The organism is Streptomyces sp. NPDC006339 (assembly GCF_040612775.1).
Lineage (GTDB): Bacteria > Actinomycetota > Actinomycetes > Streptomycetales > Streptomycetaceae > Streptomyces.
In genome coordinates this window covers 43,567-58,807 of the sequence record NZ_JBEXQW010000047.1, presented here as the reverse complement: position 1 = coordinate 58,807, position 15,241 = coordinate 43,567, and the positions used below count along the sequence as shown (strand labels likewise).

Annotated in this window: 13 protein-coding genes and 1 pseudogene; 8 read left to right on the top strand and 6 right to left on the bottom strand. The window is 73.3% G+C overall.

Going from position 1 to position 15,241, the window contains the following annotated elements:
* Positions 1-129: 129 nt before the first annotated feature.
* Both ABZ135_RS30615 and ABZ135_RS30610 read right to left on the bottom strand, forming a co-directional pair.
* A pseudogene (locus tag ABZ135_RS30615) lies at positions 130-215 on the bottom strand (DUF664 domain-containing protein); the annotation flags it as partial.
* A 79-nt stretch (positions 216-294) separates the two neighbouring features.
* Positions 295-669: a cupin domain-containing protein gene (locus ABZ135_RS30610; RefSeq protein ID WP_356700219.1), complete on the bottom strand. Its 375-nt coding sequence runs from the start codon at positions 667-669 to the stop codon at positions 295-297.
* A 306-nt stretch (positions 670-975) separates the two neighbouring features.
* Between ABZ135_RS30610 and ABZ135_RS30605 the strand changes: the two genes are divergently transcribed.
* The 5 genes from ABZ135_RS30605 to ABZ135_RS30585 all read left to right on the top strand — a co-directional run bounded on the left by ABZ135_RS30605 (position 976) and on the right by ABZ135_RS30585 (position 4,856).
* Entirely contained in the window at positions 976-1,359 is a 384-nt protein-coding gene (locus ABZ135_RS30605; RefSeq protein ID WP_356700217.1) for a VOC family protein, read from the top strand.
* Positions 1,360-1,628: 269 nt separating this feature from the next.
* Positions 1,629-1,994: an SPW repeat protein gene (locus ABZ135_RS30600; protein WP_356700215.1), complete on the top strand. Its 366-nt coding sequence runs from the start codon at positions 1,629-1,631 to the stop codon at positions 1,992-1,994.
* 217 nt (positions 1,995-2,211) lie between these two features.
* On the top strand, positions 2,212-2,568 hold the full coding sequence (locus tag ABZ135_RS30595) for a DUF805 domain-containing protein (RefSeq protein ID WP_356700213.1): 357 nt from the start codon (positions 2,212-2,214) through the stop codon (positions 2,566-2,568).
* 284 nt (positions 2,569-2,852) lie between these two features.
* Positions 2,853-4,148, top strand: coding sequence for a bifunctional GNAT family N-acetyltransferase/ATP-binding protein (locus ABZ135_RS30590; protein WP_356700211.1), 1,296 nt, complete (start codon positions 2,853-2,855; stop codon positions 4,146-4,148).
* 156 nt (positions 4,149-4,304) lie between these two features.
* On the top strand, positions 4,305-4,856 hold the full coding sequence (locus ABZ135_RS30585; protein WP_356700223.1) for a YdeI/OmpD-associated family protein: 552 nt from the start codon (positions 4,305-4,307) through the stop codon (positions 4,854-4,856).
* A gap of 101 nt (positions 4,857-4,957) precedes the next feature.
* Here ABZ135_RS30585 and ABZ135_RS30580 read toward each other — a convergent pair whose 3' ends face one another.
* The gene (locus tag ABZ135_RS30580; protein ID WP_356700209.1) at positions 4,958-5,503 is read right to left on the bottom strand and encodes a GNAT family N-acetyltransferase; all 546 of its coding nucleotides are present in this window, start codon (positions 5,501-5,503) and stop codon (positions 4,958-4,960) included.
* 132 nt (positions 5,504-5,635) lie between these two features.
* Here ABZ135_RS30580 and ABZ135_RS30575 point away from each other — a divergent pair, with 132 nt between their 5' ends.
* The gene (locus tag ABZ135_RS30575; protein WP_356700207.1) at positions 5,636-6,313 is read left to right on the top strand and encodes an NAD(P)-binding domain-containing protein; all 678 of its coding nucleotides are present in this window, start codon (positions 5,636-5,638) and stop codon (positions 6,311-6,313) included.
* A 106-nt stretch (positions 6,314-6,419) separates the two neighbouring features.
* Here the strand turns inward: ABZ135_RS30575 and ABZ135_RS30570 are convergent, their stop codons facing one another.
* Positions 6,420-7,637, bottom strand: coding sequence for a pyridoxal-phosphate dependent enzyme (locus ABZ135_RS30570; protein WP_356700205.1), 1,218 nt, complete (start codon positions 7,635-7,637; stop codon positions 6,420-6,422).
* Entirely contained in the window at positions 7,637-10,132 is a 2,496-nt protein-coding gene (locus tag ABZ135_RS30565) for a hypothetical protein (RefSeq protein ID WP_356700203.1), read from the bottom strand. Before ABZ135_RS30565 ends, ABZ135_RS30570 begins: the two co-directional genes overlap by 1 nt.
* 217 nt (positions 10,133-10,349) lie before the next feature.
* Here ABZ135_RS30565 and ABZ135_RS30560 point away from each other — a divergent pair, with 217 nt between their 5' ends.
* Positions 10,350-11,861, top strand: coding sequence for a SpoIIE family protein phosphatase (locus ABZ135_RS30560; protein ID WP_356700201.1), 1,512 nt, complete (start codon positions 10,350-10,352; stop codon positions 11,859-11,861).
* 260 nt (positions 11,862-12,121) lie between these two features.
* Here ABZ135_RS30560 and ABZ135_RS30555 read toward each other — a convergent pair whose 3' ends face one another.
* Entirely contained in the window at positions 12,122-13,612 is a 1,491-nt protein-coding gene (locus ABZ135_RS30555) for a hypothetical protein (RefSeq protein ID WP_356700199.1), read from the bottom strand.
* A 237-nt stretch (positions 13,613-13,849) separates the two neighbouring features.
* Between ABZ135_RS30555 and ABZ135_RS30550 the strand changes: the two genes are divergently transcribed.
* Positions 13,850-14,980, top strand: coding sequence for an aminoglycoside phosphotransferase family protein (locus ABZ135_RS30550; RefSeq protein ID WP_356700197.1), 1,131 nt, complete (start codon positions 13,850-13,852; stop codon positions 14,978-14,980).
* The last annotated feature ends 261 nt before the right edge of the window (positions 14,981-15,241 follow it).

Here is a 15,241-nt window from a genome sequence, read left to right as displayed (position 1 = left end):
CGGCCGAGCACCTCGTCGGTCGCCCGCCACACCTCGCCCATGCCGCCACGCCCGACGCACACATGGAGCCGATATCGGTCCGCGACCAGCACCAGGGCCTTCGCCGGGCGGGCTCCAAGGGCTACGGCTGTCCTCGCCGTCGATCACGTTGCGGAACCAGCCGCGCTCGACCTCGGCGGCGTGTCGCACCAGGCGAGCAGGGAGAGTCCGGAAGGGTCATGCGGGCATCGTGCCGGTGGCCAGGACCGGCGGCCGCGGATTGTTTCGGGACCGGCACCGAGTCGGTCCGTGCGGTCAGGATCCGGAGCGTACGGCGTAGTCGCCGAAGCCCACCCAGTCCAGCAGTTCGCACGGTTCGTCGCCGACCACCCAGGCGTCGTGCCCCGGCTGGACCTCGTAGAAGTCGCCGGGTCCGATCTCGCCCTCCTCGCCGCCGCCGTCCATGACGACGTGCAGCCGGCCGCTGACGACGTATCCGACGTGGTGCGCCTGGCAACTGTCGGTGCCGGCGATGGGCTTCACGTGCTCGGTCCACCGCCAGCCGGGTTCGAACACGGCCTTTCCGACCTGTCCTTTGTCCGTGTTGAGCAGGTCCAGCCTGCCCTTGCCGCCCTCGAAGGGGCGGGTCTCGTCTGCCGAGTCGAAACTCCTGGAAACGATTGCGGCCATCGTCGTCCGCCTCCCGGCGGTGGAACGTGCGACCCCCGAGTCCACTTCCAGGCTACGCCGCGGGGCCCGCCCCGCACCTCCCCCCACCGACCGTAAACCGCGTTGCCGAAGAAGATCGGCACGGGTTAGCTTGACCGTATGACTGCCGGGTCGGCCGTGGGCCGTGATCGAGAGAGGCGCCCGGCCGTGGCGTGAGCGCCCCGGGTCGCCGGGCGCGGGGTCCGCCGCGGTCGTCCGCCCCCGTACCGCCGTCGTGCGGACGGGAAGCCGGAAGACATCAGCGCCTGCCCCGCGAAAGGACCCCCCGTGGCCGTCGAGCTCAACCACACCGTCGTCTACTCCCGTGACAAGCGGGTCTCCGCCGAGTTCCTGGCCGAGGTGCTCGGCCTGGCCGTCGGTGCCCCCTTCGGGCCCTTCCTGCCGGTGGACACCGGCAACGGCGTCACCCTCGACTACTACGACGCCGAGGACGCCTCCTTCACCCCCACCCACTACGCGTTCCTCGTTCCCGACGAGGAGTTCGACGTGATGATCGACCGCCTGGAGCGGATGCGCGTGACGTACTACGCGGATCCGAGCCACACCGAGCCGGGGAGGATCAACCGGCTCTTCGGTGGCCGCGGCGCCTACTTCGACGATCCGTCGGGGCACAACATGGAGATCATGACCCGCCCGTACGCCCGCGCCTGATCGATCACACTGAACTTTTGTTGAACCCACGGTGGATTTGGCGATTCCGTGCATATCCCGAAGGGGTTTTCTGTATGGATCCCCTATCGGACACATCTACACATAAAGGCCAGATAAGAGCACAATGAAACCGCGGTATCGATGCCGCGAGCGCGGTCAGACACGCTAGACGCCAGAAGGAGGCGAGTCACATGGCCGACGTCTCTCACCGTCCCGGTGATATCAGGGGACACCCCGACGCCGGAGAAATGCGGGACCGTTATGCCCGCATGCTCCAGACCCGAGGTGTGGCGGCGGTCGAGGAACTGGTGATCCTCGGCGGAATCTACGCCGCCGTCTCCGCATGGACGGTCCACTTCTCCGCCGCGAAGCCGGAACTCGCGATCAGCAACCTGATCGTCGGCGTCACCATCGCGGCCCTCGGACTGTGCATGTCGATGGCTCCGGAGCGGTCACAGGACCTGAACTTCGTGGTCCTGCTGCTCGGTGCGTGGCTGATCGTCTCCCCGTGGGTGGTCTCCCGGGACGCCGGTACCGGCGCGATCCTCAGCAATGTCATCACCGGCGCCTGCGTCTGTCTGCTCGCCCTGGTGGCCGGCGGACTCCTCATCAGCAAGAGCAGGAGAAGGACATAGCGGTCTGATCCTCTCCCGTCCTCTCCGATCCCCTCAGGAACGGCGTCGCCCCCTCGCACGAGGAGGCGACGCCGTTCACTTTCGTCCCGCCAAGGTCTGTGAACGGCCACTGCCAGGTAACGAATTGACCCACGCCGTTTCAGCCACATAAGTTCTGCGTAAGCCTTGCTCCACAGGGACAGGCTCCCACTCACAACCCAGTCCTTGGGGGGACGAAGTGAACTGGTACCTCGACGTTCTCAAGAAGTACGCCGTATTCAGCGGTCGCGCGCGCCGCAAGGAATACTGGATGTACACGCTGTTCAACGTCATCGCGCTGATCATTGTGGCCGTCATCGACCAGGCCATCAGCACCTACCCGCTGCTGTACGGCATCTACGCGCTGGCCACCTTCCTGCCGAGCCTGGGCGTCACCGTCCGGCGTCTGCACGACACCGGCCGCTCCGGCTGGTGGATCCTCATCTCCCTGGTGCCGCTCGTCGGCGGCATCATCCTGCTGGTGTTCCTCGCCAGCGACGGTGAGGCCCAGCAGAACGCCCACGGCCCGAACCCGAAGCTCGCCCCGGCCTACTGACGGTCGGCCGGCAGCGCACCGGCACACGCGGGAAGCCCCCGGAAGGTCCGCCTTCCGGGGGCTTTCCGCGTCCCCGGCATCCCCCGCGTCCCCGGCATCCCCCGCGTCCTCGGCGTGCCCGGCCCAGTCCGGGGCAAGGGCCGGGGCCGGGGGCTCCCGTACAGAGCCGGTACGGCACAATCGCCGGCCCCCGCTTGTGCAGGGCGGCACACGACCCGCCCCCGTCGCCCCGCCTAGCCTCGCCGAAACGGAGCGCGACAGCACGAACGAGGGGCGGTACACCGGTGAACTGGCTCATCCACGACTACCGCGAGAGCGATCTCGCCGCGGTCGTCCATCTGATCGACACCACGGCCGGACTCGGCCAGGAGTCGGTCTTCTCGCTCGCCGAGTGCATCGGCGCCCTCACCTCCCGGCAGCCGGCCGTCGTCGCCGTCCACCAGGGCGCGCCCATCGGCGCCGCGCTCGCCTGCGTCGCCGGCGAGCGGGCCTGGGTGATGCGGATCGCGATCTCGTCGGCATGGCGCGGCCGTGGCCTCGCGAGCGCCCTCCTGGTGGAACTGGAACGGCGGCTGGTCGCCGCGCGGGTCGCCCGGATCGCCTATGTGCTGCCCGAGGAGGAACTCCTCGGCGAAGGACTGCTCAACGCCGGATACACCCGGCAGCCCGCGGTCGCCTACTTCGAGAAGGTCGAGCCGCTGCACGGCCCGGCCGCCGGCCTCCTCGACGACCTCGGCGGACGGGTCCTGCCCACCGACCTGTGGGCCAAGGTGGCCGGCATGGAACGGGAGAAGGACCTGATCGAACGGCGTGTCGTCCTTCCGCTGGCCGAGCCCGAGCGCGCCGCACGGCACGGGGTGCGCCCGCCGCGCGCCATCGGCCTGTTCGGGCCGCCCGGCACCGGCAAGACGACGTTCGCCCGGGCCATCGCCTCGCGGCTCGGCTGGCCGTTCGTCGAGATCCTGCCGTCCCGCCTCGCCGACGGCGGCAACCTGGCGGCGGCGCTGCGCTCCGCGTTCGCACGGATCGCCGAGCTCGAGCGGGTGCTCGTCTTCATCGACGAGGTCGAGGAGATCGCGCCCGTACGGGCCGAACCGGTGCAGCCGGGCGGCATGCACGGCGTGACCAACGAACTGCTCAAGCTCATCCCCCGGTTCCGGGAGCGGGACGAACGGCTCCTCGTCTGCGCCACCAACTCCATCCGCTCCCTCGACCCCGCCTTCCTGCGCCCGGGCCGCTTCGACTACCTCATCCCCATCGGTACGCCGGACAAGGGCGCCCGGGCCGCGATCTGGTCGCGCTACACCGACGCCCGGCCGGACGTCGACGTGGACGCGCTCGTCGCGGCGAGCGATCTGTTCACCCCGGCCGACATCGAGCACGCGGCGCGGATCGCCGCCCAGAACTCCTTCGAACGGGACCTGGTCGCGGTCGGCGGCCGCGCCGCGGAGGGGCCCGGGGCCGCGCCCGGTGCGACCACCGCGGACTACCTCGACGCGATCGGCCAGTGCCGGCCGACCGTGACGCCCGCGCTGATCGAGCAGTTCGAATCGGACATCACGACCCACGCCCGCCTCTGATCCGCCCGGCGGTCCCGCCACCGGGCCCGCCCGTCGCACCCGGCCCACCCGTCGCTCCTCAACTCCACGGCCGCCTCAGGCCCTAGGGTGATCCAGGGAACGGTGGGACGGTCGGGGAGGATGTGCCGGGTGGAGACGATCGAGGGACTCGCGGTCATGGCGTTCGCGGACGGCCAGGAGTTGGAGGCGTGGCTGGAGGAGCACCACGGTGACACGCCGGGCATCTGGCTGCTGCTCGGCCGTCGCGGCTCCGACCTCCCCTCCCCCAGCGCGGACGAGATCCTCGACGCCACACTCGCCTTCGGCTGGATCACCGGCAAGCGCAAGGCCCGCGACGAGCGCTCCTACGTGCAGAAGATCACCCCGCGCCGGCCCCGCAGCCTGTGGTCGCAGGTCAACGTCCGCCAGGTCGAGGCGCTCCTCGCGGCGGGCCGGATGCGGGAGCCGGGGCTGGCCGAGGTACGGGCGGCGCAGGCGGACGGGCGCTGGGAGCAGGCGTATCCCTCGCAGCGGGACGCGACCGTACCGGACGACCTCGCCGCCGCGCTGGCGGCGGATCCGCGGGCGGCCTCCGCCTTCGAGGCGCTGGGGAAGACCGACCGCTACCTGATCATCCTGAGCCTGTGGCAGGCCCGCACGGCGAAGACCCGGCAGGCCCGCCTCGAACGGGCGGTCGCGGCACTCGCCGAGGGCGAGCGGAAGGACTGAACGGGGGGCGGGCCGGGGCCGGTTGGACGTACGGGGTCCCGGGGCCTGCCTGGTCGGAGGGGCCGGTTCCGGGTCCGGAGTCGGGTACCGCCTCCCGGCCGTCAGTCGGCGCGGCGGCGCTGCCGCCGGTAGAGCACCTGGTGGGCGTCCCACTCCACGAAGGACTCCGCATGGCCCATGCCGACGGCCTCCAGAAGCCGGCGCGAGCGGACGTTCGCCTCCTGGGTGACCGCGACGACCACCGGCACCTCCTCCAGGGCCCGCTCCACGGCCGCGGCGACCGCCTCGCGCGCGTAGCCCCGCCCCCAGTGTTCGGGCAGGAACTGGTAGGAGACCTCCGTCTCCCCGTTCCGCGCCGCCTTCTCCACGGTGACCAGGCCGAGCAGCACGCCGTCGGAGGCCCGTTCGACGGCGTGGACGCCGGGCGCGCCGACGATCCGCCGCTGCCGGATGCGGATGACGGACTCGACGACCGGGCCGCCGAGATGACGCCGTACGTCCGGGTCGGTCCACAGCCGCGTCACCGCCGGGATGTCCCCGCCGCGTACGGGGCGGAGCACGAGCCGGTCGGTGAGGAGCGGCGCCGAGGGTGCGGAGGGGGCGGCGCCGGGGGTGGTCGGGTCGGTGCCGGGCGTCGTCGGGGCCATACGCCGATGATGTCAGGTGGTCCGAGGCCGTCCCGGGCCCGGGACCTACGACCGGACGTACGACCGACGGTGTACGGGCCTCCCGCCCCCGGGCGGAGGTGAGGGGGAACGGTCCGCCGTAGCGTCGGGCCCATGAGAATCGGAATCCTCGGAACAGGCAATGTCGGTCGCGCACTTGGCGGCGCGTGGAGCGCGGCGGGACATGAGGTGGTCCTCGGCTCGCGCAAGCCGGACGAGACGGCGGCACGCGGCGGGAACGTGCCGGTCGTGTCGACACAGGCGGCGGTCGCGTCCGCCGACGTCGTGGTCAACGCCACCCCCGGCACGGCCTCCCTCGACCTGCTCACCTCCCTCGGCGCACCGGCCCTCGCGGGCAAGGTGCTGCTCGACGTCGCCGTCGGCTTCACCGACGACGGCGGTCTCTCCCACCCCGGCGAAAGCCTCGGTGAGGAACTCCAGCGCGCCTTCCCCGACACCCGGGTCGTGAAGTCCCTCTGCACCCTCGACCGCCTCGTCATGATCGCCCCCGAGTCCCTGGAGGGCCCCAGCACCGTCTTCCTCTCCGGCGACGACCCGACGGCCAAGGACACCGTCCGCCGTCTCCTCCACGACCTGGGCTGGTCCCCGGACTCGGTCCTCGACCTGGGCGGCATCGCCACGGCCCGCGGCCAGGAGCACTTCAGCCTCCTCTTCATCCCCGTCGCGCAGGCCATCGGCTCCTACCGCTTCGGGCTTCAGGTGGTGAAGCTGTCGGACGACGTGACGGAGTCGTACGAGCAGGCCCAGGCCGCGGCGGAGTCCGCCTCGTAGGCCGGCCTCCGTACGCGGTCCGCGCCATCTGTTCCGCAACCCCGCCGGACCGGCCGTCGTCGTCCAGGCCCTGATCGCCACGTCCGCGCTGGCCGAGATCGCCAATTCAACATGACCTGAGCTCGGGCGCGAGGGGCCCGGTCAGCAGGGCCTTGACCTCCGCCCACTCCAGGTCCATGGGCGCGTGGGTGGCGCGGGCCGTGGCCGTGTCCTTGTAGCCGCTGGACGTGACCACGCAGACGACCGGCCCGTCCTCGTCGGCCGGACCGTGGGCGCGCAGGCTCGCGAGCCCGGCCGCGGACGACAGCTCGCACCACAGTCCCTGCGCCGCCAACTCGGCCTGCGCCTCCGCCATCTGACCGTCCGTCACGGTACGAGCCGTACCGCCCGTCTCGCGCAGCGCGACGACGCCCCGGTACCCGCTGATCTCGCAGTCGATGGCGTACGCGGCGGTGGGCCCGACCGGCACCCGCGCCGTGTCGGCTCCGGAGCGCATGGCCTCGGTGAGCGCGCCCGCAGCGGCCGGCTCGGCCGCGTACACGCGCGGGACGGAGTCGGTGACGCCGAGCCTGGCCATCTCCAGGAAGCCCTTGGCCACGCCGTACAGCAACTCGCCGTAGCCCGTGGGCACATGGACGGCGGCCGGGGCGCGCCCGAGGGCGAGGGCGATCTCGTACGCAATCGTCTTGTACCCCTCGGGTCCGAACGGGTGGCCGGTGTGCGCGGTGTCGGTCACGCTGCTGACCGGCTGGTAGCCGAGCTCGTCGACGATCCGCCGCATGAACGGCCGGACGGACTCCTGGGGAACGGTCAGCACGGTCGCCCCGTAGGCCCGCACATGGGAGGCGACGGCCGGGGGTGCGAGGGGGGACGTGAAGACGACGCAGGGCAGCCCGGCGCGGGCGGCGTACGCGGCGGCCGACGCGCCGTGGTTGCCCGAGGACGACACGACGATCCCGCGCGCGCCGGACGCCACGGCGGCGCTCACGGTGACCCGGTTGAGGCGGTCCTTGTGGCTCCACGTCGGGTTGCGGGACTCGTCCTTGATCCAGACCCCGTCGGCGAGCCGCACCAACGGCGTGTCGCCCTCGCCGAGTCCGGGCGCGGCGAGCGGCGGGAGCAGGGGCGCCCAGCGTTCCAGACCGTGGGCGGCGGGGCGGCCGAACAGGTCGTCCGGGACGCGGTCGTAGGCGTAATCGACGTCCAGCGGGTACGCGACGGCGTCGGTGGACGTGACGGGGTCGCCCGCGGTGAGCGGGGGCCACAGGGGGTGGCGCACGGCGGGGTCGCGGAGCGAGCGCTGGGCGGTGGCGAGGGAGCCCATCAGCCCAGTCTCCGCTGGAGCGCGGCGAGCGCGCCGGCACGGCGGCCGGGCACGGCGCGGCGCAGCTCGACGAGCGCGGGCCCGAGGGCGCGGGCCCTGGCCGGGTCCCGGATCTGCTCCCACTGGTGGTGGGCCCGGTCCACCGCGCCCTCCACGTCCGGTTCGTCCGGGCCCTGCCGCATCCCGAGCCGGGCCTGCGCGGCGGCGATCCACAGCTCGCAGCTCCGCGCCGGCTCCCCGGCGAGCCGCGCGAGATCCGCCCGCACCTCGACCCAGTGCACGGCCTCGCTCGACCGGGGCCCGTACCGCCGCAACGCGTCACTCTCCCAAGCGGCCGCCATCGCCGCCGCCTCCCCGTGCCGCCCGGCCATCGCCGCCTCCAGAATCGCCGGATGCGGATCCACACCCCCACCGGGCCCCGGCACGCCGGGGGCGTGGGTGGGGCGCGGCGGCACGGTCACGGGGGCGGAGGCGGGGGCGGGGGCGGGTGGAGGCGCGGCAACTCCATTGCCGGTTCCGGTGCTTGACGGGGCGGGCCGGGGTTCGGCTGTGCCCGTCCCCGACGGCACTGACGCCGCCCCGGACACGTCGGCACCGCTGCCCGTGCCCGACGGCGCGGGGCGGGACGCGGCCAGGCCCGGGCCCGAGGGCCCGGACTCCGGCGTCCCGCCGTCCAACGGTCCGGGCGCGGCCCCCGGCAAGCCGACGGCGCCTGACGGCGCGGGCCGGGAGTCGGACGTACCTGTGTCTGCCGGCGCCGGGCGGGACGCGGAGGGCACGCCACCGGCTGGCGCGGTCCCGTCGCGACCGCTGGGCGGCTCGGTCAGGGGCGCGTCGGCCTCGACCACCTCGCGGGGTCCGGCGCCAGGCACGACCGGCACGTCACGTTGTCCGGTCGCAGGCACGACCGACACCTTGCGGGTTCCCGCACCCGGCACGACCGGCACCTCGCGGGGGTCGGGCGCAGGCGCGGCCGGAGGGGCCTCGGCAGCCTGCGAGCCGCCGCCACTCACCTCGGCCGCCGGGGGGCTGGCCTCCCCCGACGTACGCACAGCCGCGTCGGGCTGCGGCCCCGCACTCTCAGCACCAGCCGCCGACACCGGGCCTACCGGTACGAGTCCCACGTCAGCACCCGGCCCGGCGGCGGACACAGGCCGACCGGCCGTCGGGACGGCCTCGGCGCCAGGCTCACCGGCCTCGACCGCACCCGGCCGCCCGGCGGCAGACCGAACCCGCTCCGGCCCGGCAACAGACACGGGCTCACCGGTCTCAACCTCACCCGCCGGCCCGGCAACAGACGCAGCCCGACCGGCCGTCGGGACCGCCCCGCCAGCACGCTCACCCGCCCCAGCTCCACCCGGCCGCGCGGCAGCCGCGGAGACCTCGAACGGCACGCCGTCGCGCCCGCCCGACGGGGCCGCCGGCTGCGGGGGCGCGAGCTCTGCGACGGCTGCGGACCCGAGACCCGCTGCCCCGACAACGGCGGCGACACGCCCATCCCCGGAAGGAACAGACGGCGGCGGCTCGCCGAGGCTGTCGCCCGGGGCGCCGGCGCGTGCCTTCGACGCGCCTTCCTTGGACGGCGCCGGCACACCGACGGTGTCGTCGACGGCCTCGGCAGGCCGCAAGCGTTCCGGTTCCGCCGCCATCACGCCGACCGCGGGCGAGGTCGGGCCCTGCGGCAACAAGCCATCGTGCCCGGACGGGAGCGCAGGGACCCCGGGCGCCGGAATCGGCGCGCCGGCAGGAGGGCGGGTCGGGCCGGCGGCGCGCAGGCGGTGGGTGGGCGGGGACTCCAGGAGGGCGACGGGGGCGGCCTGGACGGGCGGGGCTGCGGGCAGGGGCTGGGGCTGGGGGGAAGCGGGTGGGGAGAGGAAGATCGTCTCCGTCTGGGGGGTCGTCAGGGCCGCCGCTGCGGCCGCCTCCGCGTGGAGGGCGGCGAACGGGGGGCGTGCGCCGGTGCGCCAGAGGGTGGCGAAGTGGCGGAGGTAGTCGGGGGTGGTGAGGGCTCCCCGGCGAGGGAACGGGGTGACGCGGGCGAAGAGCGGGACGGCGGGGCCCAAGGCGAGCGCGTCCGGGGTGGCGGCGAGGCGCTGCCAGATCTCCGGGTCGACCGCGAGGTCGGCGACGACCGTGGTCGTGCCGGGCCGGCGCGGGGCGAGCTCCGCGGCGAGCCAGTGCCAGGGAAGTCCCGTATAGCGCAGGGTCGTCGGCGTGCTGCGGGCGAGCGCGAGGTGCGGCAGTCGCTGGCGCCGGTCGAGCTGGAGCTGGCCCGCGAGGTACAGGGCCAGGGGGCCGGGGGCCGCCGCGGCCGAGCGGAGCCGGGTGAGGACGGCCTGCGGGTCGAGCGGGTCCGCCAGTTCGACGACCGTCGCCATGTCCGTACCGGCGAGCGCTCCGGCCGGCACCGCCGCGAGCGCGGGCAGCACCGACGCCGCGTCCATGGCCCGTCCCCGTCCGGCCGGCGCCGCGGCCAGCAGTACCGCCGTACCCATTGAGTTCACCTCGTCGCTCACCACAGCAGCACCGTAACCCGTGGCCGCGTGGCCGAATGTCTACCGGTCCCCATGTGGGCCTTTGACATATGCCAGAAGCACCACCGTATCGAGTGTTGCCAAACGGCTTACGAGCTGCCATCGGCTGTGCCAAAGTCGTACTCGGGCTTCACTTTCCAGACTTGGCCGCGCCACGTCGCCTGCATCGGAGTACGACATGCCGTCCCCTCTCTTCGCGGACCGTCCCGCCCAACCGCCCGAGCCCGGCGCGGTGGACGCACTCATCTCGCAGACGCGCCGTCTGCGCGGCGACGTGGACGCGGTGCTCCGGGACGCCGTCACGGACGAGGACGACCCGCAGGGTCGGTGGCAGCGCGCCCTGTGCGATCTGGCCGTGCATCAACTCGACGACCTTCGCGCCCAACTGGGCCAACTCAAGGCCGGTCTCCCCGGTGACCACCCGGACGCCCCGCCGTACGAGGACGAGACGGACTCGGCGTATCAGGACTCGCCGTATGAGGATGCGGCGTATCAGGACTCCGCCGCGGCCTACGCCCGGTCCGAGTCCGCTCCTCCCCTCACCGGTTCGCTGCTCTCCCGGGTCGGCAGCGCCGAGTGGGACCTGCTCACCGACGCCGTGCACTGGTCCGAGGAGCTGTTCCAGATCTTCGGCCGGCCACGGGAGAGCGGTCCGATGTCGCTCGACGAGCTGCCGTCGATGGTGTTCGCCGAGGACCAGCCGATTCTCCAGGCGATGGTGACGGACTGCCTGATCGACGGGAAGCCGATCGACGGCGAGTTCCGGATCGTCCGCACCGACGGGCGGGTCCGCACGGTGCACATGACCGGCGAGCCGGTCCTCGACTCCGACGGCTGCACGGCGTCCATGTGGGCCGTCTTACGTGATGTCAGCGAGCTGCGCCGCAGCGAGCGCGCGGTCCGCGAGAGCCGGGACAGCCTCCAGCGCCACCAGCAGATCGAGCACACCGAGCGCCGGGTCGCCGTCGAGCTCCAGGAGGCCGTGCTGCCGCCCTGGCGCGGCTCGCTCCGCTTCGCCCACGACGGTGCCGCCCCGCTCGACGTGGCCGGGCACTATCTGCCGGCGGCGAGCACCGGTCTGATCGGCGGTGACTGGTACGACGCGCTGGCGCTCCCGGACGGGGACGCGCTGCTCACCGTCGGCGACCTGACCGGGCACGGCGTCGCGGCGACCTCCTCGATGGCGATGCTGCTGGGCGCGCTGCGCGGCATGGCGGTGGCCGGGATCCGGCCGGGTGCCCTGATGGGCCACCTCAACCAGCTCCTGGAGACCTCCGTACAGCCCGCCCTTGGCAGCGCGATGTGCTGCCGCTACGATCCGGCCACCCAGATCCTGTCCTGGTCCCAGGCCGGCCACCCCGCCCCGCTGCTCTTCCGCGGCGGGACGGGGCGGGCGCTCGCCCGGCCGGAAGGAGTCCTCCTCGGGGCGACGACCGGCGCGGCGTACGAGGAGGCCGAGACCCGACTGCTCCCCGGCGACCTGCTCCTGCTGCACACCGACGGGCTGACCCGGACCGGTGACGGCATGGACGACGGCGGTACGGAGCGCCTGCTGGCCCTCGCCCCGCGGCTGGCCGCCGCGCGCGACGCGCAGGACTGTGTCCGGGCGGTGGTGGAGGAGTTCGGCGAGGGGCCGCGCGAGGACGACGCCTGCCTGATGGTGGTGCGGGTCGGGGGCTTCGAAGGCTAGGGGGGCCACCCGTCCGGGAGCGGGCCGTGCGGTGCGAGCCCGGCTCGACCGGTGGTCCCGTCCCCCTGCCCGGACACGGGTCCCTCCTCCTGCGGATCACCGCCGTGGCGCCGTACAGGCATCAGGAGCCGACGGGCGGCCGCGCCTCTCGGCGCCCTCCGCCCCACCGGGGACGCGCCTGACGCCTGTTGCGCCTCCTACGCCTCTCACACCCCTCACGCCCTTCACACCCCTCACGCCCTTCACACCCCTCACACCCTTCATGCCTCTCCGGCCCTCGGACGGTTCGCGGGCGCCTTCGGGAGCGCGATCTCGATCTCCTCGCGCAGGTCCTCGATCTTGCTGTAGCCCGCGTACTGCCCGGTCAGCCGGTACATCTCGCGCAGCCGGTCCCACGTCCGGTGCGAGGACGTGTCGCCCATGGAGACCAGGGCGAGCCGGGCGTAACGGTCCGCCTGTTCCGGGTCGTCGGCGATGAAGCAGGCCGAGGCGAGCGAGATGTGGTCGAAGAGCTTCGAGCGGTCGTGCCCGTGGCGCCGCAGCTCCAGGGCCATCTTGGCGTGCCGCTGCGCCGGGACGGCGGCGGCCGGGTCGTGTTCGGCGAGGGTGCGGTAGGCGAGCGCCTCCATGCCGTGGAGGTCGGCCTCGTCGAAGTTCTGCATCCAGCTCGGCTTCTCGTCGCCCCGGTCGGAGACGAACAGGTCCTCGGCCTCGCCCAGGGTGCGGCGCATCGCCTGGCCCCGGCCCATCGACGCCTGCGCCCACGCCTCGATGGTGTGGAACATGGCCTGGGTGCGGGGCAGCAGCCGCTCCCCCGCGCCGGACCTGGCCAGCTTCATCAGGTCGAGGGCCTCGTCCGGCCGGCCGAGGTGCACCATCTGGCGGGCGGCGCGCGAGAGCGCCTCGCCGGCCCGTGGCCGGTCGCCGCCCTCGCGGGCCGCGTGCGCGGCGATCACGAAGTACTTCTGGGCGGTGGGTTCGAGGCCCACGTCGTGGGACATCCAGCCGGCCAGTACGGCCAGGTTGGCGGCCACGCCCCACAGCCGCCGCTGGAGGTGGTCGGGGTGGTGGTAGGCGAGCATGCCGCCCACCTCGTTGAGCTGGCCCACCACGGCCTTGCGCTGCAGGCCGCCGCCGCGGGAGGCGTCCCAGGCGCGGAACACCTCGACGGAGCGCTCCAGGGCCTCGATCTCCTCCGACCCGATGGGGGCGGCCTCGTAACGGTCGTACCCAGCGGGGTCGGCGTGGAGGGGATCGACGGCGCGGGGGGCGGCGCCGGGGCGTGCGGGGTCGGTGTGGAGCCAGTCGTGCATGGCGTTGGTGAGTACGGAGCCGGCGGCAAGCGCGGCACCCGCGCCCACCAGGCCGCGTCGGTTGAGCATGAGGTCCATTCCCGTGAATTCGGTGAGGACCGCTGCCGTACGCTCGGGCGCCCAGGGCAGCCCGTCAGGGTTGTCGTCGTTCCTGACGTCCCGCCGCTTGCCGGCGCGCCCGTGTCGTACGAACCCGAGGTCCTCGATGGTCACGACACGGCCGAGTCGCTCGGTGAACAGCGCTGCCAACACCCGGGGTACGGGATCGCGCGGGGTCTCCCCCATGTCGATCCAGCGCCGCACCCGCGAGGTGTCGGTCGCCAACTGGGGGTGGCCCATGGCCGCCGCCTGCCGGTTCACGAGTCTCGCGAGTTCGCCCTTGGACCAGCCGGCCAGGCCGAAAAGGTCTGCCAGGCGGGTGTTGGTCTGTCCGGTCACGTCTAAGCCCCCAGGTTCTCGGCTGACTTGACACTAACCCCCTGTCATAGGGCTGGCGACTATTCGCCAGGGTTCGCCAGGGTGCGCCCGATGTTCCGCCACCCGCGCCCGGGTGTCAGGTAGGAACGCGCCACCCCGCCCCGTCGACCGGCCCTCATTTTCCCCAGGGTGCGGATCGGTCGGGCGGGCGGGGCGACGCACGCAAATCGTCGGCGCACGAAGGGATCTGTCACCTCCATGTACACAGCATCGTCCTCCGTGACCGCCCCGCCCCGGCCGCTGCACCGCACCGTTCCGGCCGGTTCCGGACCCTACCTCGCCCCCGTTCCGACACAGGCAGCGGCGCGGCCGAGGCGCTGGGCGGGGAGCACCGTCCAGCCGCCCAGCGGGAGGATCGACCTGTCCGGCCCCCAGGGGGCGCAGCTACGCATGGCCATCGCGTCCGTCCACCGGATCTGCCCGGAGTTCAACCCGGTGCAGGTGTTGCGGCGCAGCGGACGTTCCGTGCTGATCGTCGGGACGACCGGAAGGACGACGGCGGTCGCGAAGTGTTTACTGGACCACTCCCCCGCGTGGGTCGAGCGGTTCCGGCACGAAATAGCGTCCTACCGCACGTTCGTCCGGCACCGTCCCCCGGTGCGCGTGCCGCGGCTGATCGCCGCGGACCCGGAGAACTGCACGCTGGTCATCGAGCGGATGCCGGGGCGGGCGGCGGCGTTGACCCGTCACCCGGTGGAGGCACCTCCGCGGGCGGACGTGCGGGCCGCGCTCGGCGCGATCGCCCGGCTGAACGCCTGGCGGCCGCCGGCCGGGACGTTCGACGCGCCGCTCGACTACGGGGCGCGGATCGCCCGCTATCACGAGCTGGGGCTCTTCACCGACCGGGACCGGGACGATCTGCAGAAGCTGCTGCACGGGCTCGCGCACGCGGGGGGCCGGCAGGGCATGGGGCAGTTCTGTCACGGTGACGCCCTGCTCTCCAACATGCTGCTGTCGCCCGCCGGGCCGGTGCTGGTCGACTGGGAGCATGCGGGCTGGTATCTGCCGGGCTACGACCTGGCGACGCTGTGGGCGGTGCTGGGTGACGCGCCGCTGGCGCGGCGCCAGATCAGTCAGCTCGCGCAGCAGGCGGGCACGGCCTCGCGGGACGCGTTCCTGGTGAACCTGATGATCGTGCTGACCCGGGAGATTCGTACGTACGAGACGGCGGTGCAGCGGACGATCAAGGAGGCGCCGCCGGCGGGTTCGGTGCCGGTGCCGGCCGGGGCGGTCTCGCCCGGTGAGGAACAGCGGCTGCTGCTGCGGCGGCTGCACGACGACTGCGCCATGGCACGGCGGGCCGTGCGCGCGGCGGTCGGGACGCGCTGAGCGGTTCCGGCACGAGACGGGGGTGGGCGCCGCGCGCCCGGTGCCGACACACCGGGAGCGCGGCGCTTCTTCGTTCCGCTCGGAGAGGAAAGCCGCCCGCGCGGGTCTGGTCCATTGGTCCACTCCACTGACGCGCCGCAGGCGGGCGCACCGCCCGCGCGAAACTCCGCTCCAGCCGCTCTGACGTGCGAAATCGTCGGGGTGAAGGGGTCATTGACGGATGGTCCGGAAGCGGCTACCCCTGTACGGGTTCGGTTCCGC